Origin of the sequence: Amycolatopsis ultiminotia, from assembly GCF_039536925.1 — a bacterium.
GTDB classification, from domain to species: Bacteria; Actinomycetota; Actinomycetes; order Mycobacteriales; family Pseudonocardiaceae; genus Amycolatopsis; species Amycolatopsis ultiminotia.
This window is the reverse complement of record NZ_BAAAZN010000019.1, coordinates 78,590-102,569: the sequence shown is the minus strand read 5'-3', so window position 1 is coordinate 102,569 and position 23,980 is coordinate 78,590. Positions and strand designations below refer to the sequence as shown.

Sequence of the window (23,980 nt, the reverse complement as noted above, 5' to 3'; positions counted from 1 at the left end):
CAGTCTGGCCCGCGGAACCGGGGCGCAGAACTCCCGCGTGCCCTGCTTCACACCGCAGGAACCACGAACGGGCGACCACCAGCACGACAAAGGCGGGTGCCCGGCCGGGCACCCGCCTTTGCCACATCTGTCGACAGGCGCTTACTGCTCGTCCTGCTCGCCCGCGTTGTCCTTGTCGTGCTCGCCCGGCATCGTGGCTTCGACCAGTTTCTGCGACGGCGCGGACCCGTGCCGCGGTTTGCCGAAGAAGCCGATCTCGCCCTCCGCGTGCAGCCGTTCGACCATGTGCGGGTAGTGCAGCTCGAACGCCGGCCGCTCGGACCGGATCCGCGGCAGCTCGGTGAAGTTGTGCCGCGGCGGCGGGCAGGACGTGGCCCACTCGAGCGAGTTGCCGTAGCCCCACGGGTCGTCGACCGTGACGATCTCGCCGTAGCGGTAACTCTTGAACACGTTCCAGATGAACGGAAGCGTGGACGCGCCGAGGATGTAGGCACCGATCGTGGAGATCGTGTTCAGCGTGGTGAACCCGTCACTGGCCAGGTAGTCGGCGTAGCGGCGCGGCATGCCCTCGGCACCCAGCCAGTGCTGGACCAGGAATGTGCCGTGGAAGCCGATGAACGTGGTCCAGAAATGCCACTTCCCGAGCTTCTCGTCCATCATCCGGCCGGTGATCTTCGGGAACCAGAAGTAGATCCCGGCGAAGGTCGCGAACACGATCGTGCCGTAGAGCACGTAGTGGAAGTGCGCCACCACGAAGTAGCTGTCCGACACGTGGAAGTCGATGGCAGGTGCGGCCAGCAGGATGCCGGTCAGCCCGCCGAAGAGGAACGTGACGATGAAGCCCATCGAGAAGATCATCGGCGTCTCGAAGGACAGCTGGCCCTTCCACATCGTGCCGATCCAGTTGAAGAACTTCACCCCGGTCGGGACCGCGATGAGGAACGTCATGAAGGAGAAGAACGGCAGCAGCACCGCACCCGTGGCGTACATGTGGTGCGCCCACACCGCCACCGACAGCGCCGCGATCGCCAGTGTCGCGAAAACCAGGCCCTTGTAGCCGAACACCGGTTTTCGGCTGAACACCGGGAAGATCTCCGACACGATCCCGAAGAAGGGTAAGGCGACGATATACACCTCGGGATGGCCGAAGAACCAGAACAGGTGCTGCCACAGGATGACCCCGCCGTTGGCCGGGTCGAACACGTGCGCGCCCAGGTGCCGGTCGGCCAGCAGCCCGAACAGCGCCGCGGTCAGGATCGGGAAGGCGAGCAGGATCAGGATGCTCGTGACCAGGATGTTCCAGGTGAAGATCGGCATCCGGTACATGGTCATACCGGGCGCGCGCAGGCAGATCACCGTGGTGGTCATGTTGACCGCACCGAGGATGGTGCCCAGACCGGACACGATCAGACCGGCGATCCACAGGTCGGCACCGACGCCGGGCGAGTGGATCGCGTCCGACAGCGGCGTGTAGGCGAACCAGCCGAAGTCGGCGGCGCCACCCGGGGTGAGGAAGCCGGACAGCACGATCAGGCCGCCGAACAGGTACAGCCAGTAGGAGAACGCGTTCAGCCGCGGAAACGCCACGTCCGGCGAACCGATCTGCAGCGGCAGCACGAAGTTCGCGAACCCGAACAGGATCGGGGTGGCGTACAGCAGCAGCATGATCGTGCCGTGCATGGTGAACAGCTGGTTGTACTGCTCCTGCGAGAGGAACTGCTGCCCTGGCCGGGCCAGCTCCGTGCGGATCAGCATGGCCATCGCGCCGCCCGCCATGAAGAAGGCGAACGACGTGACCAGGTACATGATCCCGATCTGTTTGTGGTCCGTCGTGCGGAACAACCGCAGCAGGTACGAACCCTTAACCGACTCGCGCGCGGGGTATGGGCGCGTGGCGATCGGTTTGGGGGCTACGGCCGTCACTCCTGCCTCCAACACTGCAGCCTTGTGGTGGTCATCGTCCGGGTCGTCCGGGCTCAGGCGGGCCTGATCCGGGCGGTTAGGAGGATCGTAGCCCTCGTCACCGACAGTCGCTCGCACCGGCTGCTTAGATCGCCGGACGACCGCGCCTCACACCGCCGCCACGGCCGTCGCGGCGGTCCCCATCGTGCCTCGGCCCGACCTGCCGACCGGCCGCCCCGAGTGCCTCGCCGGTCCGCCGAACGTGCTGGTGAAGGCGGGTTTCGTGCCGAACGGCGCACCCGCTCCGGCCCCTCACCCGCGACCGGGCACGACGGACCAGCTCGTGTGCCGCGCGGCGGTGCCGCAGCCCCTCACGGAACGTGATGTGCGCGTCGTCTCACCGGCCGTGGATTCCCCGGCCGGACCGCATTTCGCGGAACGGTCACCAGTCACGCTCCGATACCGGCCGCGGCACTTTCCGGACCATCGGCACACCGCCGCCGAAACGACCCGCGCGCGACAGCGAACTGGCTGCGCGGGCTGACCTGACTTCGCGACGCGGGATAAGCCGGACGTACCGGTCGCGTACGTCGGCGAAGCGGGCCTCGCGGCATCGAGGGTGTTTCGTCCTCGCGCGACGGTTCCTTGTCGCGCAACGTTTCCCGTGTCCGGCCACCAAGAGCGTGCGCGCGTGATTCAGCTGATCGGGTACCAGCCGAGAATTGCCTCCGCCACGCTCGCCGGAGCTTCCAGCGGGGTCAGGTGCCCGGCGTCCGGGATGACCGCGAGTGTCGGATCGGGCAGTGCACCGACCATCACGTTCGCGGCGTCGAGCGGGGTGATCGCGTCCTGCTCGCCGACGATCACCAGCGCCGGGATGTCGTTCTGCCGCAGCACTTCCAGCGAATCGGGCCGGTTGCGCATCGCGCGGGCGGCCCAGCCGACACCGGACGGCGGCTGGGCGTCGATCAGGCCGCGCACACGTTCGACGACGTCCGGGGAAGCCGTTCCCGCCAGCAGGTTGGGCAGGTTCTGTTCGGCCAGCCAGCCGGTGACGCCGTCGGCCTCGGCCCGGTTCGCGACGTCGAGCCTGGCCTGCGCGGCTTCCGGCGCGTCGGCGGTGGCTTTGGTGTCGATCAGGATCAACCCGCCGACACGGTCCGGGGCCTGGCGGAGCACGGCCATCGCGAGGTAGCCGCCCATCGAACAGCCGCCGAGCACGACCCGGTCGATGGCGAGCTTGTCGAGAAGCGCGAGCACGTCGCGGGCGGCGTCGTCAAGGCTCGGCTCCCGCCCGGTCTCCGGCAGCGGGCTGCGGCCGAGGCCGCGCTGGTCGGGCGTGATGACCCGGAGCCGTTCCGCCAGCGGCACCCGGACCGGATCCCACATCCGGGCGTCGAGCGGGAAGGCATGCAGCAGCAGGAGAGGCAGTTCGGTCATGGCCGTATTCTGTCGGACCCGGCCGTTAGGGTCGGGACGTGCTGACCGAGATCGAAACCGGGCGGCTGGTCCTGCGCCCCTTCGTGGCGGCCGACCGTCCGTCCGCCGTGCGGCTGCAGACCGACCCGCGGACGAACCGGTTCACCCCGGACCCGCCGGACGCCGCGGCCATGCAGCAGGTGTTCGACGACTGGCTGGCGCACTGGGCGAACCACGGCTACGGGTACTGCGCCGTCCGCGAACGCGGCCAACCGGAGGTGATCGGCCTCGCCGGCGTGCGAAACCGGGAGTACCACGGCGAGACGGTGCTGAACCTGGCTTACCGCTTCAGCCCGTCGCACTGGGGCCACGGCTACGCATCGGAGGCGGCGAAGGCGGTGGTGGACTGGGCGGAACGAGAGGTCCCGTCGATCCCGGTGCTGATCAGCGTGAGCGTGCAGAACACGGCGTCGCTGCGAGTGGCGGAGAAGCTGGGGTTCACGCGGTATGTGGAGGAGGTGTACCGGGGGGAGCTTTCCCGGCATTTCCGTCGGTGAGGCGGTTTTTGCGGCGAGTTGAGCCGATCAAGCGGCGGGACAGTGCGGCCCAGCGCCACCGGCACGAGCGGCCGACAGCCGTGAGCCGCGGGCCGCGGGCCGTGAATGCAAGGGGCGCAACACGAGCAGGGAGACAGCGCGTAGGCACGTAGGCACGTAGGCACGTAGGCACGTAGGCACGTAGGCACGTAGGCACGTAGGCACGTAGGCACGGACACCAGTGGAGCGGCAGGGCGTCGGCACCAGCACCAGACACACACGCAGCGCGGGGGCACTGATGGGGTTAGCGGGGTCGCCGTGTGTCGCGGGCGGTGAGGCGAGACGTCGGTTGCCGGGGTTCTTGTCCTGCGGTGTTCCCGGCCTGCCGGTGTTCCCGGCCTGCGGGGGGGGTTCCCGCCCTGCCGGAGGTTCCCGCCCTCCCAGAGGTTCCCGCCCTCCCGAGGGTTCCCGGCCTCCCGAGGGTTCCCGGCCGGGTGTCGTTGGGGTGGCGGGCCGGGTCAGTGGCGGCGGCCGGGGCGGCGGCGGGACCTGGCGTCCCAGCATGGGCGGTGCCAGTGGCGGCGGTCGGCGACGCCGCCGGTTTCGTCGGCGGGCCAGGTGACCACGTGCGGGGTGCCGGGGCGGATCTCGTGGTCGCAGCCGGGGCAGCGGTAGGTCTTCCCGGCCTGTGCGCCCGGTACGGTGCGGACCAGCCATTCGCCGTCCGGTGCCGCTTCGGTGCGTGCCCATCCGCTCACCGCGCCGGGGTCCGGGCGCTCGACCGGTCCGGGGCGGCTCCGGCCGGGGCGGTTGCGTCGGGGCACCCGCCCACCGTAACCGGACGTCCCGGCGGGCCGGGGATCCGCCCGAACGGCAGCCCGGCCGCCTCCCCGCACTGGGACCTGCCGAACGACCACCTGTCCACACCACCACCCAGACACCCACCCGAACAGCCCTCGTCACACCACACCCGAACCGCGCCCGGTCACCACGGGCCAACCGCGTCCCCGGCATCCACCAAACGGCGGCTCAGCCACGCCCAACCGCAACCCAGCCCACACGCCCCCGGACCGGACGCCCCTCCAGATGGTGACTCAGCACCAGCCAGCTGCCCAAAGCATCGACCCAGCCCACATCACTGCACCAAGCATCCGCCCGAACGGCGCTCACTCAGATCAGCCGGCCACCCGAACCGCACCCAGCCACACCAGCCAGCCATCCCCAGCGCCGACCCCACACACCACCGCACCGAGCACCCCTCCACACGGCGGCTCAGCGCCAGCCCACGCCCAAACCGCAACCTGGCCCGCACGTCGCCGCCGCGGAGTCCCGCTTCACGTGCGGCTCAGCCCTGTGCGAGTGCCAGGGGTACCAGTTGCTCTGCTTCGGTGAGGGAGCCGTGGTGGCCCAGTAGGGCGGATTCGGCTGTTTCGGCCAGTTCGCGGGTCATGCCGAAGGTTCCGGTTGCTGCCGCGACCACGTTGCCGATGCGTGGGCGGACCCGGTCGCTCACGGTGGCGCCGAACCAGCCTAGCTCGATCGCCTCGGCTCGGGGTAGTACCCATGCCCGGTCGCCGAGCACGGTCTGCCACGCGGTGAGCACGTCGGCCTCCGCGCCCGGTTCGGTGTACACGTGCCGGGCCCGGACCTCACCGCCGAAGGCGCGGACGCCTGCCAGCAGCTCCGGGGTGGACTCCAGGTCAAGGGTTTCCCCCATCCGGACCATGCCGTGGTCGGCGACCACGGCGAGCAGCGCGCCCGCCGGCAGGCCGTCCACAAGGGACTCCACCAGCCGGTCGACCTGCCGCAGCTGCATCCGCCACGCGGCCGAACCGGGGCCGTACAGATGCCCGACGAGGTCGAGCTCACTGTGGTAGGCGTAGCAGAAAGCCCGTGACGACAGCACATCCAGCGTCCGCGCGGCCAGGTCACCGAGCGCGTGCACGCCCTCGTACCGCGCGCCGCTCTGGGTCGCTCTGGTCATCGCCGTGTCGGAGAACTGCGCCGACGACACCACGGCGGCGTCGATCCCGGCCGCAGCAGCACGTTCGAACGTCGTCGGCAGCGGCTGCACCTCGCGCGGCGGCAACGCACCGCGCAGATCACTGCCATCGTCGTGGGAACGCCAGCGCAGCGCGTTCAGCACGCCGGCGCCGGGAACCTCGAAGGTGTAACCGACCATCCCGTGTTCCCCCGACGCGAGCCCGGTACCGATGGCCGCGACACCGGCCGCGGTGGTCGACGGGAACCCGACCCGCAACGGGGTCTTCGCCAGCTCGGTCAGCACCGGTGCGTCGGCCGCGTGCTCGGACAGCAGCTGCCAGCCGAGCCCGTCGATCAGCAGCACGCACGCACTGCGCGCCTCCGGCAACGCGAGCGTGCCCGCTTCGCCGGGCACCCCCAGCGTGGCGAGCAGAGCAGGGACAACCTGGCCGAGGTGCGGAACATCCGCGTACTGGGGCACATCCACCAGGCAAGCTTCCCACTCCGCCTTACGGCCGCGATAATCACCGCATGCCGACCTACGCCTACCGCTGCCGCGACTGCACCGGGACGTTCGACCTCCAGCGTCCGATGAGCGAGTCCAGCACGCCGGCGCCGTGTCCGGAAGGACACACGGACACCGTCAAACTGCTGACCACCGTCGCGCTCACCGGATCGGCAGCCGCCCCCGCACCGGCAGGCGGCTGTTGCGGAGGCGGCTGCTGCGGCTGACCACGCAGATCAACCGGCCTTCAGCGCCTGGTCGAGGTCCTGCCACAGGTCCTCGACGTCCTCCAGCCCGACCGACAGCCGCAGCAGCCCGCCGGTGATGCCGGAACCGGCGCGGTCGTCCTCGGCCACGATCCGGTGGGTGAGCGACGCCGGATGCTGGATGAGCGTGTCGACGCTGCCGAGGCTCACCGCCGGGGTGATCAGCCGGACCGCACCGAGCACCGCATGCGGATCGCCGGTCACCTCGAAGGACACCAGCGGACCGCCCAGCTTCGGGTAGTGCACGCGGTACACCGCCGAGTGCGTACCGAGCCGCTCGACGAGCTCGGCCGCGGTCGCGGACGCGGCCTGCACCCGCAGCGGCAACGTCGAAAGCCCGCGCAGCAACAGGTATCCGGCCAGCGGATGCAGCACGCCACCGGTCGCGAACCGCAGGGCACGCAGCCGGGCCGCCTCCTCGGCACCGCAGGCCACGACCCCGCCCATCACGTCGCCGTGGCCACCGAGGAACTTCGTGGCGCTGTGCAGCACCAGCCGTGCACCGTGCCGGCCGGGCCGCTGCAGCACCGGCGTGGCGAAGGTGTTGTCCACCAGCACCGGCACCTCGCCGCAGGCCTCGGCCAGTGCAGCGATGTCGAGCTCGGACAACGTCGGATTGGCCGGCGTTTCCACGAAGACCAGACCGGTTTCCGGCCGCAGCGAGCCTGCCACGTCATCGGGCGCGGCCCAGGTGACGTCGGTGCCGAGCAGGCCGGTGGTGAGCAGGTGGTCCGTGCCGCCGTACAGCGGGCGAACCCCGACGATATGCGGTTTCCCTTGCGACACCGCGGAAAGCAGACACGCGGACACCGCGGCCATCCCGCTGGCGAACGCCACCGCGTGGCCGAACCCCTCCAGTTCGGCCAGTGCCTGCTCGAACCGCTCGACCGTCGGGTTGCCGATCCGGCCGTAGATCCCGGTGATCTCGCCGCCCGCGGCGAACTCGTCGATCCGCCGGGCCTCCGCCGCACTGTCGCGCGCGGGGTAGGTGGTGGAGAAGTCGATCGGGACGGCGTGCAGGCCGAGGTCGGCGAGATCGGCACGACCGGCGTGGACGGCGCGCGTACGCAGGGCGGAAGTCATGCGGCCACGTTCGGCCATCAGCCGGTGGTCGCGCAATATTCTCGGATAACATCCGGCGATGGGAGAATCTGTCGAACTGAGTCCGGTTGATCTCGAGATTCTGCGGGTGCTGCAGAACGATGCCCGGACCTCGAACAAGGAGCTGGCGACCGCGGTCGGCCTGGCGCCGTCGACCTGTCTCGACCGGGTGGCCCGGTTGCGCACGGCCGGGGTGATCACCGGCCAGCAAGCGCAGGTGGACGCGGCGAAACTGGGCCGCCCGCTGGAGGCGTTCCTGTTCGTGCAGGTCCGGCCGCACCGGCGGCCGCTGGTCGAGCAGTTCGTCGCGCATCTGCTCGCCCAGCCCGAAGTCCGCGCGGTCTACCACCTCACCGGCCCGGACGATTTCCTCGCGCACGTGGCCACCACCTCCGCGGCCGACCTGCAACGGCTCGTACTCGACGAGTTGACCTCGCGCGACGAGGTCGCCCGCGTGCACACGGACCTCGTCTTCCAGCAGTGGCAGGGCGGTCCGCTGCTGCCACCGGAAACCCGGCCCTGATCCGGGACAGCCGCAAACGCCCTTCGCCGCGGCACGCACGCGATCAGGGGACGTGATCGGATTTCGAGTTCGCCGGACACCACGAGCGCCGAATCGGCGGCGAGTGGCTCAGTAGTCGCGGAATCCCTTGCCGGTCTTGCGTCCGAGCCGTCCTGCGGTCACCAGGTGCTCCAGCAACGGTGCCGGCGCGAATCCTTCTTCCCGGAATTCGTCGAACAGCGTGCGCTGGATGGCCAGCGCCACGTCGAGGCCGACCACGTCGAGCAGGCCGAACGGGCCCATCGGCAGCCGGCACCCGACCTTCATCGCGGTGTCGATGTCCTCGGCCGACGCGTAATGCGCTTCGAGCATCTTCACCGCGTCGTTGAGGTAGGGGAAGAGCAACGCGTTCACGATGAAGCCGGCCCGATCGCCGCAGCGCACCGGATGCTTGCCGAGTGCCGCGCACACCGCGTTCGCGGTCGCGGCCGCCTGCGGGGCGGTCGCGATCGTGTCCACCACCTCGACCAGCTTCATCACCGGCGCCGGATTGAAGAAGTGCAGGCCGAGCACGTCCTCCGGCCGCGACGTCGCGGCCGCGCAGGCAATCACCGGCAGCGACGACGTGGTGGTCGCCAGCACCGCGCCCGGCCGGACCACCTCGTCGAGCGCCGCGAACACCTCCCGCTTCACCGAAAGGTCCTCGGCCACCGCCTCCACCACGAGATCGACGCCGGCCAGGTCGGCGAACGCGGTCACCGGCCGGATCCGGTCGAACGCCCGCTCGGCGTCCACTTCGGACAGCCGGCCCTTCGACACCGCCCGGTCCAGCGACTTGCGCACCTTCGCCACGGCCGCCGCGGCCTTCTCCCGGCTCCGCGCCCGCAGCAGCACGTCGAAACCGCTCTTCGCGAACACCTCGGCAATCCCGGTGGCCATCGTCCCGGTACCCACCACGCCGACCGTGCGCACCGCACGAGCCCCGGCCGAATCCACAGTGGACGATTCCGTGGAATCGACGACCACCGGCGAATCCGGTTCCGCGTAAGCATAAAAGCCCCGGCCGCTCTTGCGGCCAAGCTGTCCCGCGGTGATCATCTGCTTCAGCAGCGGCGCAGGCGAGTGCAGCCGGTTGCGGGACTGGTGGTACATCGTGTCCAGGATCTCGTACGCGGTGTCCAATCCGATCAGATCAAGCAACGCGAGCGGGCCCATCGGATAGCCGCATCCGTAGCGCATCGCCGCGTCGAGGTCCTCCCTGGTCGCGTACCGCTGCTCGTACATCCGCACCGCGTGGTTGAGGTAGCCGAACAGCAGTGCGTTGGCGATGAACCCGGCTCGGTCACCCATCACCACGGGTGCCTTGCCCAGCCGCCGCGCGAACGCCACCACGTCGTCGACCACCTCGGCCTCGGTGACGACGGTGCGCACCACCTCGACCAGTTCCAGCACCGGCGCCGGGTTGAAGAAGTGCATCCCGACGACCTTGCCCGGCCGGGCGGTGTGCACCCCGATCTCGGTGATCGACAGCGCCGAGGTGTTCGACGCGAACACCACGTCCGGCCGGGTCACCTCGTCCAGCTCGGCGAACACCGCCGCCTTCGCCTGCAGGCTCTCCGGGATCGCTTCGATCACCAGGTCCACTTCGGACAGTGCAGACAGCGAGGTGCCGCCGCGGATCCGGCCGAGCAGCTCCGCCCTGCCTGCCTCGTCGAGTTTCCCGCCTGTCAGCGCACGTTCGGTGGAATGCCGCAGATGCCCGAGCCCGCGTTCGAGGCCCGCGTCGTCCAGCTCCACCGCGACGACGTCGAGCCCGCTTCGCGCCAGCACCTCGGCGATACCGGCACCCATCGTGCCGAGACCGACCACACCGACCGTCGAGATTTCCCGTGCCACGAGGCCTCCCGAAGTTACTCGCTGGTAGTTTCCGCTCACTGTGCCACGCGGGCCCTCGGAGGGCACTTCGGAATCGAGTCAGTCCCGGCGAACTCACCCGGACGGCGACCGGATCATTCGCCGAAGCTCGTGTCCACCAGCTCGGTCACCTTCGCGATCGCCTCGCCCGCCTGCCTGCCGCGGGCCCTGACCACGATCCGGTCACCCTGGCGGGCACCCAGCGACATCAGCGCCAGCACACTGTGCGCGTCCGCCTCCTGCGCACCCAGGCGCACCGACACCTCCGCCTCGAACGAGCTGAGGCTGCGCACGAGCACCGCCGCCGGACGCGCATGCAGCCCGACCTCGTTGACCAGCGTGAGTTCCTGCTCTTCCACGCCTTCCTCGGGAACCTCGTGCACCGCCGCCAGGTCGGGCGCGAGACCGGCGCCGGTCGCGGCTTCGCGCACCGCCTCGCGGTCGGCGCCCGACTGCGCCGCCACGGCCGCGGCCACCGCGCCTTCCACCAGCGGCGCGTCGGCCACCACCGCGGCCGAGGGATCGGCCAGTGATTCCACCGCCAGTTCCGCGGTCATCTGCGCGCTGCCGAGGTCGTAGAGCAGCACCACGCCCGCCCCGGAATCGGCCCGCTGGGTGGCGGCGACGACCTCGTCGTAGTCGGTGCCGAGACCACCGTCGCCCGGCATCCCGCCGGCAGGCACGATCCGCACGTCCGGCGCCATCTGCGCGGCCAGCTCGGCCACTCCCTCGGCCAGCTTCGCGCTGTGCGACACGAGAACGATTCCGACCGTCACCGGGCCGCCTCCGCGAACGCACGCAGCAGCAGCGCCGTGGAACGCGCACCGGGGTCGAGGTGGCCCACCGCCCGTTCCCCGAGGTAGGACGCCCTGCCCTTGCGCGGGATGAGGTCCACTGTGGACTCCGCACCGCGGTCGGCGGCGTCCGCGGCGGCGGTGAGCACCTCGGCCACCGATCCCCCGGCGGCCGTCTCGGCTGCGGAGACCGCCGGGATCAGCGCGTCGACCATCGTCGCGTCGCCGCCCACCGCCTTTCCCCGCGCCTGCACGCCTTCCAGCGCCGCACGCAACGCATCGACCAGCAGCGCGCTGTCGACCTCGGCCGCTTCGCCGAGTTTGGCCGAAGCACGCAGGAAAGCCGTGCCGTACAACGGTCCGGCCGCCCCGCCGACCTTGGAGATCAACGTGGTGGCGGCAAGTTTCGCGACTGCGCCGGGGGTCGGCGGCAGCTGCGTCTCCAGTGCCGCGACGATCGCGGTGAAGCCCCGGTTGAGGTTTTCGCCGTGGTCCGCGTCGCCGATCGCGCGATCGAGGTCCACCAGCTCGTCGCGATGCTCGGCAATCACTTCGGCGGCAGCCCGCAACGCCGTCGCGAGCCCTTCGGAAGAACAACCCATCAGATCCCCCACCGCAGCGCGGGGGTGCGCACCGGCGCGTCCCACAGCTGCGTCAGCTCGTCGTCCAGTTTCAGCAGGGTCAGGCTGATGCCCTGCATCTCGAGGCTCGTGATGTACGGGCCGACCAGCCTGCGTTCGACCACGATCCCACGCTCGGCCAGCAGCCGCTCGGCGATGCCGTGCGCGAGGTAGAGCTCGAGCTGCGGTGTGCCGCCCATCGAGTTGGTGAACAGCAGCACCTTGTCCCCCGCGGCGAACGGCAGATCGGACACGATTGCCTCGACCATCCGCGCCACCAGGGCATCGGCAGGCTCGGCGGGGATCCGCTCCCGGCCGGGCTCGCCGTGGATGCCGATGCCGAACTCGATCTCGTCCGGCCCGAGGTCGAAACTGGGTTCCCCGACGTGCGGCACGGTCGGCGCGGCGAGCGCAACCCCGATCGAACGGACCTGCCCGATCACCTTGCGCGCCAGCGCTTCCACCGCGTCGAGCGTGTCGCCACGGGCGGCCGCGGCGCCGGTGATCTTCTCCAGCAGCACGGTGCCACCGACCCCGCGGCGGCCCGCGGTGAAGGTGGAGTCCTTCACCGCGACGTCGTCGTCGATGACCACGCTGCGCACGTCGAGTTCCTCGGCGGCGGCCAGCTCCGCGGCGGTCTCGAAGTTCAGCACGTCGCCGGTGTAGTTCTTGACGATCAGCAGTGCACCCGCCGGCCCGGTGGTCGCGGCGAGCGCGCCCTGCACCGCGTCCGGCGTCGGCGAGGTGAAGACCGCGCCGGGCACCGCGGCGTCGAGCATGCCCGGACCGACGAACCCGCCGTGCAGCGGCTCGTGCCCGGAACCGCCGCCGGAGATCACCGCGACCTTGCCCGGTACCGGGGCGTCGGCCCGCACGACCAGCGCCGGATCGTCGCGGACCCGCAGCAGGTCCGCATGCGCGACGGCAAGGCCTCTCAGTGACTCGGCGACCACTGTTGCCGGGTCGTTGATGATCTTCTTCATGCGGGGCCTCCGGCACGTCGGCGTGGTGGGTACCCCCAAACTAGTGGCCGACGGCGCGCACTGCCGCGCTTGACGGCGGAGTCGCACGACTGGGCCGGTCGAGCGCAGGCGGTCAGGGCTTCGGCAGTTTCCCGGCCAGCTGCCGGGCCAGCCCCACGGCCTTACCGCACGGATCGTCGCTCGCCGCGTCGCCTGCCGCGTTCTGGTACTCCAGCTGGGCGGTCTCGACGCGATCGTCCTGCCACGGCCGGTGCGGCCAGTGGACCTGGCAGTTCGAACCGCCTGCCGTGCCCTGCTTCCGGAACGCCTGGCTGGGGGTGCCGGCGTCGGCCTTCAGCCAGCCGCTCCCCTCCGACGGTGGACGGCCGGGCAGGAAGAGCACTTCCACGTAGACCGAAGTGCCCCATCGGCAGCTGTGCAATCCGGCGGCCTCGGGTTCGGCACCCGGGACCACCGCGGCCACTGCGCCCTTGTCGAGTACCGCGCACGGATCGGCATCCACCAGGGTTCCCTTGGCCGGCGCGTACTTCTGCGGCGAACCGTGCAGGGTCTGCGCGGCCGCGGCGGCCAGGGTGCGCCCGACCGGGCACGCGTCGCCGCCGGAATAGTCGATCTGGAACGAGACGCCCAGGTCGGGGTTCCGTGAGGTGAGCACGCTGACCGTGCACGAGCCGGTCCCGGCGGGCACCTCGACCTGGGGGAGCCCGCTGACCTGTCCGGTGGTCCGGTCGGCGGCGGACGGCACCGTCGTACCGACGTCGACCTCGATCGTGATCTGCTTGCCGCCGGGGTCGGTCACCGCCGCCCGGCACGAATCGAACCGCACGGCGGACGGCTCCGGTGCCTCCTGCGTCGTGCCCAGCTCGGCGAGCGCGGACTGGCCGACGAACTGGCACGGCTGCAGATCGCGCAACGCGGCCGGGGTGACCGCCGGATCGGTGATCGGCGCGGACGAGTCCGCACCGGCCGCCGCCGGGACGGTCGTCCGGCCGAAGTTTTCCTTGCCGAGGTCGGGGCCGCCGCATCCGGCGGCGGCCAGTGCCGCAGCCGCGATCAGCAGTACCAGCTTCGGGAACCGGCCGCGCCGGTGAACGTGCACCACGTCCGGCAACCTAGCTGGCTGCGGCGCCGGACGTGGTGGCAACCCGGCTATTCGCCCGGTTCGTTCGCCGCGGCGGCATCCGCGGTGTCGGTGCCGGCAGGCACCACGAGCGGACGCAGCACCGTCCACAGCCCGAACAGCGCCGTGATCACCAGCAGGCCGATCCCGGCCCACAGGTTGATGTTCACCCCGGCCGCCTTCGCCCGGTCTGCGTCGGAGGTGAAGGCAATCCCCATCACGGTCAGCACCACGCCGTAAACGCCGAGCAGCAGCGCGATGATCAGCCGGATGTCGAAGGCGCCCGCTTTGTGCGGCCGCGAGGACTCGGTCATGCGGGCCTCCTCAGAAGATGATGTTCAGGGCGATGGTGATCACGAGCACGATGCCGGCCAGCAGGCCCGGCTTGCGGTACCAGCCCGCGTTCTCGCCGGTGGCGTCGTGCTTGAGCGAACCACGCGGGGTCAGCGAGTAGACCAGTCCGGCCAGTTCGGCCTCCGCCTTCGGCCGGGTGGCCAGCGAGACCGCGACACTCACCACGATGTCCACCACGAACGCGCTGCCTGCGGCCACGAAGCTGATGCCCTGTCCGGTCAGCGGCAGGATCTCCGCCTGCGACAGGCCCCACACGGTGACCGCGCTCAGCGTGCCGAACACCAGCCCGCTCCAGCCTGCGTGCGGGGTCATCCGCTTCCAGAACATGCCGAGGATGAACGTGGCGAACAGCGGTGCGTTGAAGAAGGAGAACAGGTCCTGCAGATAGGTCAGGATGTTCGCCGAGTTCGACGCGATGAACGCGGTGCCGATGGCCAGCACCGTGGCGACGACGGTGGTGTTCCGGCCCATCTTCAGGTAGTAGCCGTCCGGCTTGTCCTTCTTCACGTACGTCTGCCAGATGTCGTACGTGAACACCGTGTTGAAGGAGCTGAGGTTCGCCGCCATACCGGCCATGAACGAAGCCAGCAGACCGGCGATCGCGATGCCGAGGATGCCGTTCGGCAGCAGGTCGCGCATCAGCAGCAGCAGCGCGTTGTTCGCCGTGACGCCACTCGGCGCGGTGCCGCCCTCGAGCAGGATTCCCTTGTCGCTCAGGTACTCCGGCACCACCACACCGGCGATCATGCCGGGGATGATCACGATGAACGGGACCAGCATCTTCGGGAACGCGCCGATGATCGGCGTACGCCGGGCCGCGGACATGCTCTTCGACGCCATCGCGCGCTGGACCTCGACGAAGTTCGTGGTCCAGTACCCGAAGGAGAGCACGAACCCGAGACCGAACACGATGCCGAGCACGGACAGGAAGTTGTTGCCGAAACCGGTCAGGTTGTCACCCGGCCAGGAGTGCAGCTGCGAGGTGCCGCCGGGGCTGCTGGTGATCTTGTCCACCAGGCCCTGCCAGCCGCCGACCTTGATCAGGCCGACGATGGTGAGCGGCAGCAGCGCCACGACGATCACGAAGAACTGGAGCACCTCGTTGTAGATCGCCGCGGAGAGACCGCCGAGCGCGGTGTAGCCGAGCACGATCGCCGCGGCGATCACGATGGACACCCACAGCGGCCAGCCGAGCAGCAGGTTGACGACGCTGGCCAGCAGGAACAGGTTCGCGCCCGCGATCAGGATCTGCGCTGCCGCGAAACTGATGCCGTTGACGAGGTGCGCGGGTTTGCCGAACCGGCGGCGCATGAACTCCGGCACGCTGCGGACCTTGGAGCCGTAGTAGAACGGCATCATCACCAGGCCGAGGAACAGCATCGCCGGAATGGCGCCGATCCAGAAGTAGTGCACGGTCGGCAGGCCGTAGAGCACCCCGTTGGCGGACATGCCCATGACCTCGACTGCGCCGAGGTTCGCGGAGACGAACGCGAGACCGGTCACCCATGCCGGTAGTGATCGGCCGGAGAGCAGGAAGTCCAGACTGCTGGACACCTGCCGCCGGGCGAGATAGCCGATGCCCAGCACCAGCAAGAAATAAAACGCGAGTTCGATGTAGTCGATCGGACTCGCGTTGAGCCGCAGGTTCGCGTCGGCGAGGACGAGCACCCGGCCACCTCCGAATCAAACATTCTCCCACAGGAAACACCATCGTTCCTGTCCGACGGGCACAGTACTGCATGGATTCCGAAGGGTCACGCCGACACCACAGAATTTTTCCGACCTGGTGCTGACCTGTGAGTTCACTGTGCTTCCCGGCCGGGGTGTGCGTTCGTGGTCGATCCCGTGGCAGCAGGCCATCACCGCATCCGAAGGTGCGGGGTTCTGCGGTTTTCCCGGTCCCTTCACGGCAGTTCGCACAGTGCCCGAAAGGCCCCGTTCCGGTGCCCGATCCCGCGCTCCGGCACCGCAGTGGCCGGCCTGCTGCCGGCCCGGTCACGGTGTTCCCGACGCCGTTCCACGACACGGTGCGTTCGCGGTTCGACACCAGGAGCTACCCGCCGACGGCGCCTGCCACCGGTGCCGGGTGATCGCTCAGAACAGCCGGAACTCGTCGGATTCGACGCCGCGCAGCGCGTCGTAGTCCAGGGTCAGGCAGCGGATCCCGCGGTCCTCGGCGAGCGTGCGTGCCTGCGGTTTGATGATCTGCGCGGCGAACACGCCCTGCACCGGGGCCAGCAGCGGGTCACGGTTGAGCAGCTCGAGGTAGCGGGTGAGCTGCTCGACGCCGTCGATCTCGCCGCGCCGCTTGATCTCCACCGCGACCGAAGCGCCTTCGGCGTCGCGGGCCATGATGTCCACCGGGCCGATCGCGGTCGGGAACTCGCGGCGCACCAGGGTGTAGCCGTCGCCGAGGGTCTTGATGTGCTCGGCGAGCAGCTCCTGCAGGTGCGCTTCCACGCCGTCCTTCTGCAGACCCGGTTCGGCGCCGAGTTCCTGGGCGTGGTCGTGGTAGATCTCGTCGATCGAGATGACCAGCTTCTCGCCCTGCTTGTTCTCCACGATCCAGAGCTTGCCGTCCTCGATGAGCCAGCACGGCGGGCTCATCCAGTTGAGCGGCTTGTAAGCGCGGTCGTCGGAGTGCACGGACACCGACCCGTCGGACTTCACGAGCAGCAGCCGGGTGGCCATCGGCAGGTGGGCGGTGAGGCGGCCGTCGTAGTCGACCTGGCACCGAGCGATCACGAGACGCACCCGCCGAGGGTAGGACAGGCTCGGTGATACTGGACGGGTGGACCCCATTCAGCGTGTCGCGACCCGCGAGGTGTACCGGAACAACTGGATGACGGTGCGCGAGGACGCCATCCGCCGTCCGGACGGCAGCGACGGTATCTACGGCGTGGTCGACAAACCGACGTTCGCACTGGTGATTCCCCTCGACGGCGACCGGCTGCACCTGGTCGAGCAGTTCCGCTATCCGGTCGGCGCGCGGCGCTGGGAGTTCGTGCAGGGCACCGCTCCGGATCTCGCCGAGGTCCCGCCCGCCGAACTGGCCCGCCGCGAACTGCGCGAGGAGACCGGCCTGCGCGCGGAGACGATCGTCGAACTGGGCAGGCTCGAGGTGGCCCCCGGCCTGACGAGCCAGCGCGGCCACGTGTACCTGGCCACCGGCCTCACCGAGGGCACACCCGAACGGGAGCCGGAGGAACAGGACATGCGCACCGCGTGGTTCTCCACGGCCCAGGTGCAGAAGATGATCATGACCGGGGAGATCACCGACGCGCAAAGCATTGCCGCGTATACATTCCTGCTGATGCACGAGCACCGGGCCTGAGTTCGTCGAGCGGACCGCCGATACCGGACGGCAGGTGGGCGAATCGCAGGTCGCGGACCGCAGACAGCTGGATCGCCGAGGACTGCCGGATCGCGGACGACAGATCGCGGGTGGCGCCGCTCGGTTCCCGCGTGGCGCCGCTCGGGACGCAGGTGGCGTGGCCCGGGACGCAGGTAGCGCCGCTCGGGACTCAAGTAGCCGGTCGCGGGGCGCAGGTAGCCGGTCGCGGGGCGCAGGTAGCCGGTCGCGGGGCGCGGGTGGCGTGGCTCGGGACTCAGGTGACGTGGCTCGGGACTCAAGTAGCCGGTCGCGAGACGCGGGTGGCGTGGCCCGGGACGCAGGTGACGCCGCTCGGGACTCAAGTAGCCGGTCGCGAGGCGCGGGTGGCGCGGGTGGCGCGGCTCGGGGTGCGGGTCAGTCCGGCCACTCCGGGGCACGCTTCTCCAGGAATGCGGCCATCCCCTCCTTCGCGCCGGGCAGCTGCGAAGCCGACGCCATCACCTCCACGGCAATTGCGTACGCGTCCGCTTCCGGGCGGTCCAGCTGGGCGTACAACGTCGCTTTCCCCATCGCCTTGCTCGCGCGGCTGCCACGGGTCGCGCGGGCCAGCAGTTCGGCCACGGCTTCGTCCAGTGCTTCGTCCGGCACGACCCGGTTGACCAGGCCCCAGTCCAGCGCGGTGGCGGCGTCCACCACGTCGCCGGTGAGGGCGAGTTCCATCAGGCGTTTCCGGCCGATCGCGCGGGCCACCGGGACCGCGGGGGTGTGGCAGAACCAGCCCCCTTTGCCGCCGGGCAGGGCGAACCCGGCGGATTCCGCGGCGATCGCCAGATCGCACGAGGCCACCAGCTGCGCGCCGGCGGCGGTGGCCAGCCCGTGCACCCTGGCGATCACCACCTGCGGCACGGACTGGATGGTCTGCATCAGTTCCGTGCAGAGCCCGAGCAGTTCGCGCACACCCATCAGGTCGCGGACGGCCACGTCGCCGAAATCGTGCCCCGCGGAGAACACCGGACCTGCCCCGGCCAGCACGATGCCGGTCGCGTCCGACGCACCGGCCGCGCGGAACGCCGCGAGCAGTTCGGCCAGGTGCTCGGCGGACAGCGAATTGCGCCGTGCCGCGCGGTTCATCGTGACGGTGACCGTGTCCCCGTCCCGCTTCACGAGGAGGTGTTCGTACTCGCCCATTCCCCGACCGTAACCCCGCAGTCGCGCGAACGGAACGTGCGCCGGTAGGAGTCCGGGCCGACACCGGTTTCCGCCCGCAGCCGCCGCCGCAGGTTCGCCGCGGTGCCCAGCCCGGCACGTTCGGCGACGCGGGACACCGGAAGATCGCTGGTCTCCAGCAACCGCTGCGCATGCCGCACCCGTTGCACGAGCAGCCAGCGTCCGGGGGTCACCCCGGTCGCCGCACTGAACTCGCGGTGGAAGGTGCGCGTGCTCATCCCCGCGTGCTCGACCAGGTCCGGCACGCCGATGCCGGAGTGCAGCCTGCGCACCGCCCAGTCCATCGTGGACGCAAGACCGGGCCGCGACGGCACCGCGGGCAACGGGGATTCGACGTACTGCTGCTGGCCGCCCTCCCGCGCCGGCGGCATCACGAGGCGACGCGCGAGCCGGGCCGCCACCTCTGCGCCGTGATCGCGCCGGACGAGGTGCAGGCACAGATCCAGCCCGCCGACGACGCCCGCGGAGGTCAGCACGCCGTCGTCTTCGGTGTGCAGGACATCGCGTTGCAACCGGGCAGCGGGCGCGGCGACGGCCAGCTCGTCGAGATGCCGCCAGTGGGTGGTGGCCGCACGCCCGTCGAGCAACCCCGCCGCGGCCAGCGTGAACGCACCGGTGCACAGGCCCGCCACGGTGCTGCCTGCCCGGTGCGCCCGGCGCAGTGCCGCGCGGGCGGCCGCCGGGACCTCGGCCGGCGGGTCGGCTCGGCCGGGCGCGAGCACCAGGTCGCACCCTTCGAGCCCGGCCAGCCCGTGCGTTGCGGCCACTTCGCCGAACGGGGACAGCGAGCTGCGGGCCCGGCCCGGGGCACAGAGCCGCATCGTGAACGGGCCGATCCCGCTGTCGGTGCGGTCCTGCGCCCACACCTCCGAGACCACGGCGAGGTCGAACGTCCGGCTGCCCGGCAGGAGCAGCACTCCGATCGTGCGCATGGCAGAAAAGTAGCGCATCGTGCAGGTTCTGCCACTCCCCTGCCGGCCACCGCAGCGGGCAGGCTCGAAGCCATGACCGCACTTCTGCTCATCGACGTCCAACGCGGATTCGACGACGCCGCGTTCTGGGGCCCCCGCAACAACCCGGCCGCCGAGGCCAACATCAAGGCGCTGCTCGGCGCGTGGCAGGCACGGCGCGATCCGATCGTGCTCGTGCACCACGATTCGGCCGAGCCGGATTCCCCGCTGCGCCCCGGCCAGGCAGGCAACGATTTCACCGCGGAACTCGACGGCGCCCGCGCCGACCTCGTGTTCGGCAAGCGGGTGAATTCGGCGTTCCTCGGCGATGTCGACCTCGACGCCTGGTTCAAGCGGCGCGGGATCGGCAGCTTCGTGCTCGCCGGGATCCAGACCAACTTCTGCTGTGAGACGACCGCCCGGATGGGCGGGAACCTCGGCTACGACGTCACTTTCGCCCTCGACGCGACCTTCACCTTCGAGCTGGCCGGACCGGACGGCACCGTGCTGAGCGCGGACGAACTCAGCCGGGCCACCGCGACGAACCTGCACGGCGGCGGGTTCGCCACGGTCACGTCGACCGGGCGAATCCTCGGGTAGCGGGGACGCTCACTGCGCGGCGAGCCCGTTCCGTTCGCGGACCAGGTCGACGATGCCCGCCATGATGCCGGTCAGCTCGTAGTCCTTCGGCGTGAACACCTTGGCGATCCCGCGCTCGGTGAGCAGCGCGGCGTCGTCCGGCGGGATGATCCCGCCGACGATCACCGGGATGTCCCCGCCGCCTGCCGCGCGCAGGCCGTCGACCACCAGCGGGACGACCTCCAGATGCGAGCCGGAGAGCACGGACAGCCCGACCACGTGCACGCCCTCCTGCACCGCGGCCGCCACGATCTGGTCCGGGGTGAGCCGGATGCCCTGGTAGACCACCTCGAAACCGACGTCGCGGGCGCGCACCGCAACCTGCTCGGCACCGTTGGAATGCCCGTCCAGCCCGGGTTTGCCGACCAGGATGCGCAGCCGCTGGCCCAGTTCGGCCTCGGTGCGGCGGACCTGTTCCCGCACCCGCGCCAGCTCCGGATCACCGGTACCGGCCGCGGCCGCAGCAGACACGCCGGTCGGCGCGCGGTACTCGCCGAACACCTCGCGCAGCGCACCGGACCACTCGCCGGTGGTCACCCCGGCCCTCGCACAGTCCACAGTGGCCTCGAACAGGTTGTCCGAAGTGGACGCTTTGGCCTTGAGCGCGGCGAGTGCGGTGGCCACCGCGGCGCCGTCCCGCTCCGCACGCCACTTCTCGATCGACTCCACCGCAGCTTTTTCCACCGATGCGTCCACGGTCTCGATCGCCGCGGCGCCCTCGGCCTGCAGCGGCGACGGCTCGGTGGTCTCGAACTTGTTGACCCCCACCAGTACCCGCTCGCCGTTTTCCATCCCGCGCCGGTACTGCGCGAGCGAGGCGACCAGCTGCGATTTCATGTAGCCGCTCTCCACCGCCGCGACCGCTCCGCCGAGATCCTGCACCCTGGCGATTTCCTCGCGCGCACCGGTGACGATCTCGTCCACTTTGGCCTGTACGACGTGCGAGCCGTCGAAGATGTCCTCGTACTCCAGCAAATCCGTCTCGAACGCGAGCACCTGCTGCATCCGCAGCGCCCACTGCTGGTCCCACGGCCGGGGCAGGCCGAGCGCCTCGTTCCAGGCAGGCAGCTGGATCGCCCGCGCCCGTGAGCCGCGGGACAGCGAAACGGCGAGCATTTCCAGCACGATCCGCTGCACGTTGTTCTCCGGCTGCGCCTCGGTCAGCCCGAGCGAGTTGACCTGCACGCCGTAGCGCAGCCGCCGGGCCTTCGGATTCTCGACGCCGTAACGGTCCCGCGTCAGCTCGTCCCACAGCTGCGTGAACGCGCGCATCTTGCACATCTCTTCGACGAACCGCACACCCGCGTTGACGAAGAACGAGATCCGCCCGACGACCTTGGCCATGTCCTCGGGTGCCACCTGGCCCGAATCGCGCACCGCGTCGAGCACGGAGATCGCGGTGCACAGCGCGTAGGCGACCTCCTGCGTCGGCGTCGCGCCGGCTTCCTGCAGGTGGTAGCTGCAGATGTTGATCGGGTTCCACTTCGGCACATGGTGCACGGTCCACGCGATCATGTCGGTGATCAGCCGCAGGCTGGGCCCCGGCGGGAAGATGTAGGTGCCACGGGACAGGTATTCCTTGATGATGTCGTTCTGCGTGGTGCCGGTCAGCTTGGCCAGCACTTCGTCCACGGCACGGCCTTCGGCCTCGGCCTGTTCCCGCGCCACCGACACGTACAGCGCGAGCAGCCACATCGCGGGTGCGTTGATGGTCATCGAGGTGTTCGCCTCGGCCAGCGGGATGCCGTCGAAGAGCCGGCGCATGTCGCCGATGTGCGACACCGGAACGCCGACCTTGCCGACCTCGCCGCGCGCGAGCACGTGGTCGGGGTCGTAGCCGGTCTGCGTCGGCAGGTCGAAGGCCACCGACAGGCCGGTCTGGCCCTTCGAGAGATTGCGCCGGTACAGCTCGTTGGACGCAGCGGCCGAGGAGTGCCCCGCGTAGGTACGCATCACCCAGGGCCGGTCGCGCTCGTGGTCGGTCGGGTACGGCACGGTGCACCTCGCTCACGCGGAGACAATCGCCCGATTGTACCCGTCGGTAACTTGATCCCGGGGGTGCAATGGGCCACGTACGGATGACGTCACACGGCGGGACGCTTGTCCTGGTTTCCCGGACGCACGACCAGGATCCCGCGATCGAGGTCCACCGCACCGAGCGGCGGCGCACCCTGCGCCTCCTGCTCGAGCGTCATCTCCACCGAGTCCCGATGGTCGAGCTCAGCGCGCTTCGTACCGTAGAGGAACGCGGTGACCTCGTCGAGGTACGTCGAGGACAGCCGTGCCTTCATCCGGGACGGCTTGCGCTTCGGCCGCATCTCCCACGCCCCGACGGCCACCAGCAGCAGCGTCATACCCGGCAGCCCGAGCGCGAGCCAAGTCTGCATACCCCACCCAACGACCGACGCCCACCGACCGTTCCACCCGATCACCCCCGGCACAGCCGGCACTGTGACCGAAATCCGCAAGACGCCCGCGAATCCGACCCCTACGCTGGGCAGACGTGACGTGGAGTGGCTACAGCAGCTATCTGGTGATCGTGGTCTTCATCGTGCTCGCGCCGGGGCCGGACACGATGGTGATGTTGAAGAATGCGCTGTCCGGTGGTGCGCGGGGTGGGTTGCTGGCCACCGCCGGGATTTTTGCGGGCAATGCGGTGCAGGGCACGGCCGCGGCGCTCGGGCTCGGCGTCGTCATCGCCAGGTCTCAGCCGGTGTTCGTCACGCTGAAGTGGCTCGGCGCGGCCTATCTGGTGTTCCTCGGCTTCCAGGCACTGCGCGGCGCATGGCGCGGGAGCTACGACACGGTCGCGGAAACCCGGCGCAAGCAGGCCGGCGGGTTCCGCCGGTGGCGGGAGGGCTTCCTTTCCAACATCACCAACCCGAAGGTGCTGGTGCTCTATCTGTCGGTGCTGCCGCAGTTCCTCGACCCGGTGCACACCACGACGGCGGACGCGCTGGTGCTCGCCTACACCGTCGCGGTGCTGGGCACGATCTGGTTGCTGGTACTGCTGTTCTTCGTGCACCGGGTGCGTACCTGGCTGGGCAGGCGCAAGGTCCGGCGCACGCTCGACGGGCTCACCGGCACCGCACTGCTCGGCTTCGGCGCGACCTTGGCACTGGAATCCTGAGCCGGCTCTGGCCGGCGCGGATTCGATCGCATACTTCGCACCGATGTCCTGGGCCGGGCTACTGTTCCAGCCATGACGTGGGGCGTGTACGGCGGGTTCGTCGCCATGATGATGCTGCTCGCCATCGTGCCAGGGCCGGACAGCATGGTGGTGCTGAAGAACGCGCTGTCCGGCGGGGTCCGCGGCGGTGCGTGGACGTGCGGCGGCGTCCTGGTGGCGAACGTCCTGCAGGGCACCGCGGCAGCGCTGGGCCTTGGCGCGGTCGTCACGAGTGCCCAGCCGGTGTTCGAGACCGTGAAGTGGCTGGGCGTCGCGTACCTCTGCTACCTCGGTTTCCAGGCGCTGCGTGGTGCTTGGCGCGGGGACTACGCCTCGCTGACCCAGTCCCGGCAGGCACGGCGAAGCGCGTTCCGACGGTGGCGGGAAGGGTTCCTGTCGAACGTCACGAACCCGAAGGTGCTGGTGCTGTACCTGTCGGTGCTGCCGCAGTTCCTCGTCCCCGGAGTGACCACCACCGCCGACGCGCTCCTGCTCGGCTACACGATCGCCGCGGCGGGCGCGGTGTGGCAGGTGCTGCTGCTCCTGCTGGTGCACCACGTCCGCAGCTGGCTGGAACGCCGCCGGGTCCGGCGTGCCCTCGACGGCGTTACCGGCACCGTGCTGCTCGGCTTCGGCGCCGCGCTGGCGTGGGAAGGCTGATC

24 protein-coding genes are annotated in these 23,980 nt (G+C 70.1%); 7 read left to right on the top strand and 17 right to left on the bottom strand.

Translation table 11 applies throughout. From position 1 onward, the window contains the following. Positions 1–141: 141 nt before the first annotated feature. Positions 142–1,923, bottom strand: a complete 1,782-nt coding sequence (ctaD, locus tag ABD793_RS33625; protein ID WP_344867393.1) for an aa3-type cytochrome oxidase subunit I — start codon at positions 1,921–1,923, stop codon at positions 142–144. 675 nt (positions 1,924–2,598) lie between these two features. Next, a complete protein-coding gene (locus ABD793_RS33620) occupies positions 2,599–3,342 on the bottom strand; it encodes an alpha/beta fold hydrolase (RefSeq protein WP_344867316.1) in 744 nt (247 codons plus the stop codon). A gap of 38 nt (positions 3,343–3,380) precedes the next feature. On the opposite strand from ABD793_RS33620, the gene ABD793_RS33615 reads away from it, so the two are divergent. Further along, positions 3,381–3,878, top strand: a complete 498-nt coding sequence (locus tag ABD793_RS33615) for a GNAT family N-acetyltransferase (protein ID WP_344867315.1) — start codon at positions 3,381–3,383, stop codon at positions 3,876–3,878. A gap of 497 nt (positions 3,879–4,375) precedes the next feature. Here the strand turns inward: ABD793_RS33615 and ABD793_RS33610 are convergent, their stop codons facing one another. Both ABD793_RS33610 and ABD793_RS33605 read right to left on the bottom strand, forming a co-directional pair. After that, positions 4,376–4,681 (bottom strand): hypothetical protein, encoded by a 306-nt coding sequence (locus ABD793_RS33610; protein ID WP_344867314.1) that lies wholly within the window; start codon positions 4,679–4,681, stop codon positions 4,376–4,378. Between the two features lie 521 nt (positions 4,682–5,202). Beyond that, positions 5,203–6,327 (bottom strand): alkaline phosphatase family protein, encoded by a 1,125-nt coding sequence (locus ABD793_RS33605; protein ID WP_344867313.1) that lies wholly within the window; start codon positions 6,325–6,327, stop codon positions 5,203–5,205. Between the two features lie 44 nt (positions 6,328–6,371). On the opposite strand from ABD793_RS33605, the gene ABD793_RS33600 reads away from it, so the two are divergent. Then, positions 6,372–6,572, top strand: a complete 201-nt coding sequence (locus tag ABD793_RS33600; RefSeq protein ID WP_344867312.1) for an FmdB family zinc ribbon protein — start codon at positions 6,372–6,374, stop codon at positions 6,570–6,572. Between the two features lie 9 nt (positions 6,573–6,581). Here the strand turns inward: ABD793_RS33600 and ABD793_RS33595 are convergent, their stop codons facing one another. Next, positions 6,582–7,694, bottom strand: coding sequence for a trans-sulfuration enzyme family protein (locus tag ABD793_RS33595; RefSeq protein WP_344867311.1), 1,113 nt, complete (start codon positions 7,692–7,694; stop codon positions 6,582–6,584). 58 nt (positions 7,695–7,752) lie between these two features. On the opposite strand from ABD793_RS33595, the gene ABD793_RS33590 reads away from it, so the two are divergent. After that, positions 7,753–8,235, top strand: coding sequence for an Lrp/AsnC family transcriptional regulator (locus tag ABD793_RS33590; RefSeq protein ID WP_344867310.1), 483 nt, complete (start codon positions 7,753–7,755; stop codon positions 8,233–8,235). Positions 8,236–8,343: 108 nt separating this feature from the next. On the opposite strand, the gene ABD793_RS33585 is transcribed toward ABD793_RS33590, so the two are convergent. The 8 genes from ABD793_RS33585 to nucS form a co-directional block, all read right to left on the bottom strand. Next, entirely contained in the window at positions 8,344–10,110 is a 1,767-nt protein-coding gene (locus ABD793_RS33585; RefSeq protein WP_344867309.1) for a 3-hydroxyacyl-CoA dehydrogenase family protein, read from the bottom strand. Between the two features lie 113 nt (positions 10,111–10,223). After that, positions 10,224–10,904 (bottom strand): dihydroxyacetone kinase phosphoryl donor subunit DhaM, encoded by a 681-nt coding sequence (gene dhaM / locus ABD793_RS33580; protein ID WP_344867308.1) that lies wholly within the window; start codon positions 10,902–10,904, stop codon positions 10,224–10,226. Continuing rightward, a complete protein-coding gene (dhaL, locus tag ABD793_RS33575) occupies positions 10,901–11,524 on the bottom strand; it encodes a dihydroxyacetone kinase subunit DhaL (protein WP_344867307.1) in 624 nt (207 codons plus the stop codon). The genes dhaM and dhaL overlap by 4 nt, the downstream gene beginning before the upstream one ends. After that, complete coding sequence (dhaK, locus tag ABD793_RS33570) at positions 11,524–12,525, bottom strand: dihydroxyacetone kinase subunit DhaK (RefSeq protein ID WP_344867306.1); 1,002 nt, start codon at positions 12,523–12,525, stop codon at positions 11,524–11,526. Before dhaK ends, dhaL begins: the two co-directional genes overlap by 1 nt. A gap of 112 nt (positions 12,526–12,637) precedes the next feature. Next, the gene (locus tag ABD793_RS33565; RefSeq protein ID WP_344867305.1) at positions 12,638–13,627 is read right to left on the bottom strand and encodes a DUF3558 domain-containing protein; all 990 of its coding nucleotides are present in this window, start codon (positions 13,625–13,627) and stop codon (positions 12,638–12,640) included. Positions 13,628–13,674: 47 nt separating this feature from the next. Beyond that, positions 13,675–13,959 (bottom strand): hypothetical protein, encoded by a 285-nt coding sequence (locus ABD793_RS33560; RefSeq protein ID WP_344867304.1) that lies wholly within the window; start codon positions 13,957–13,959, stop codon positions 13,675–13,677. 10 nt (positions 13,960–13,969) lie between these two features. Next, positions 13,970–15,667 (bottom strand): sodium:solute symporter family protein, encoded by a 1,698-nt coding sequence (locus ABD793_RS33555; RefSeq protein ID WP_344867303.1) that lies wholly within the window; start codon positions 15,665–15,667, stop codon positions 13,970–13,972. Positions 15,668–16,093: 426 nt separating this feature from the next. Beyond that, positions 16,094–16,753, bottom strand: a complete 660-nt coding sequence (gene nucS / locus ABD793_RS33550; RefSeq protein WP_344867302.1) for an endonuclease NucS — start codon at positions 16,751–16,753, stop codon at positions 16,094–16,096. Positions 16,754–16,790: 37 nt separating this feature from the next. Between nucS and ABD793_RS33545 the strand changes: the two genes are divergently transcribed. Further along, a complete protein-coding gene (locus tag ABD793_RS33545; protein ID WP_344867301.1) occupies positions 16,791–17,333 on the top strand; it encodes an NUDIX domain-containing protein in 543 nt (180 codons plus the stop codon). Between the two features lie 414 nt (positions 17,334–17,747). Here ABD793_RS33545 and ABD793_RS33540 read toward each other — a convergent pair whose 3' ends face one another. Both ABD793_RS33540 and ABD793_RS33535 read right to left on the bottom strand, forming a co-directional pair. Then, on the bottom strand, positions 17,748–18,521 hold the full coding sequence (locus tag ABD793_RS33540; protein WP_344867300.1) for an enoyl-CoA hydratase-related protein: 774 nt from the start codon (positions 18,519–18,521) through the stop codon (positions 17,748–17,750). After that, positions 18,494–19,492 (bottom strand): GlxA family transcriptional regulator, encoded by a 999-nt coding sequence (locus ABD793_RS33535; RefSeq protein ID WP_344867299.1) that lies wholly within the window; start codon positions 19,490–19,492, stop codon positions 18,494–18,496. Before ABD793_RS33535 ends, ABD793_RS33540 begins: the two co-directional genes overlap by 28 nt. 72 nt (positions 19,493–19,564) lie before the next feature. Here ABD793_RS33535 and ABD793_RS33530 point away from each other — a divergent pair, with 72 nt between their 5' ends. Next, a complete protein-coding gene (locus ABD793_RS33530) occupies positions 19,565–20,110 on the top strand; it encodes a cysteine hydrolase family protein (protein WP_344867298.1) in 546 nt (181 codons plus the stop codon). A 9-nt stretch (positions 20,111–20,119) separates the two neighbouring features. Here the strand turns inward: ABD793_RS33530 and ABD793_RS33525 are convergent, their stop codons facing one another. Both ABD793_RS33525 and ABD793_RS33520 read right to left on the bottom strand, forming a co-directional pair. Beyond that, positions 20,120–22,144, bottom strand: coding sequence for a protein meaA (locus ABD793_RS33525; protein ID WP_344867297.1), 2,025 nt, complete (start codon positions 22,142–22,144; stop codon positions 20,120–20,122). Between the two features lie 89 nt (positions 22,145–22,233). Beyond that, positions 22,234–22,536 (bottom strand): DUF6191 domain-containing protein, encoded by a 303-nt coding sequence (locus ABD793_RS33520; protein WP_344867296.1) that lies wholly within the window; start codon positions 22,534–22,536, stop codon positions 22,234–22,236. Positions 22,537–22,652: 116 nt separating this feature from the next. Here ABD793_RS33520 and ABD793_RS33515 point away from each other — a divergent pair, with 116 nt between their 5' ends. Beyond that, positions 22,653–23,279 (top strand): LysE family translocator, encoded by a 627-nt coding sequence (locus tag ABD793_RS33515; RefSeq protein WP_344867295.1) that lies wholly within the window; start codon positions 22,653–22,655, stop codon positions 23,277–23,279. A gap of 72 nt (positions 23,280–23,351) precedes the next feature. Further along, positions 23,352–23,978 (top strand): LysE family translocator, encoded by a 627-nt coding sequence (locus ABD793_RS33510; protein WP_344867294.1) that lies wholly within the window; start codon positions 23,352–23,354, stop codon positions 23,976–23,978. Positions 23,979–23,980: the final 2 nt, after the last annotated feature.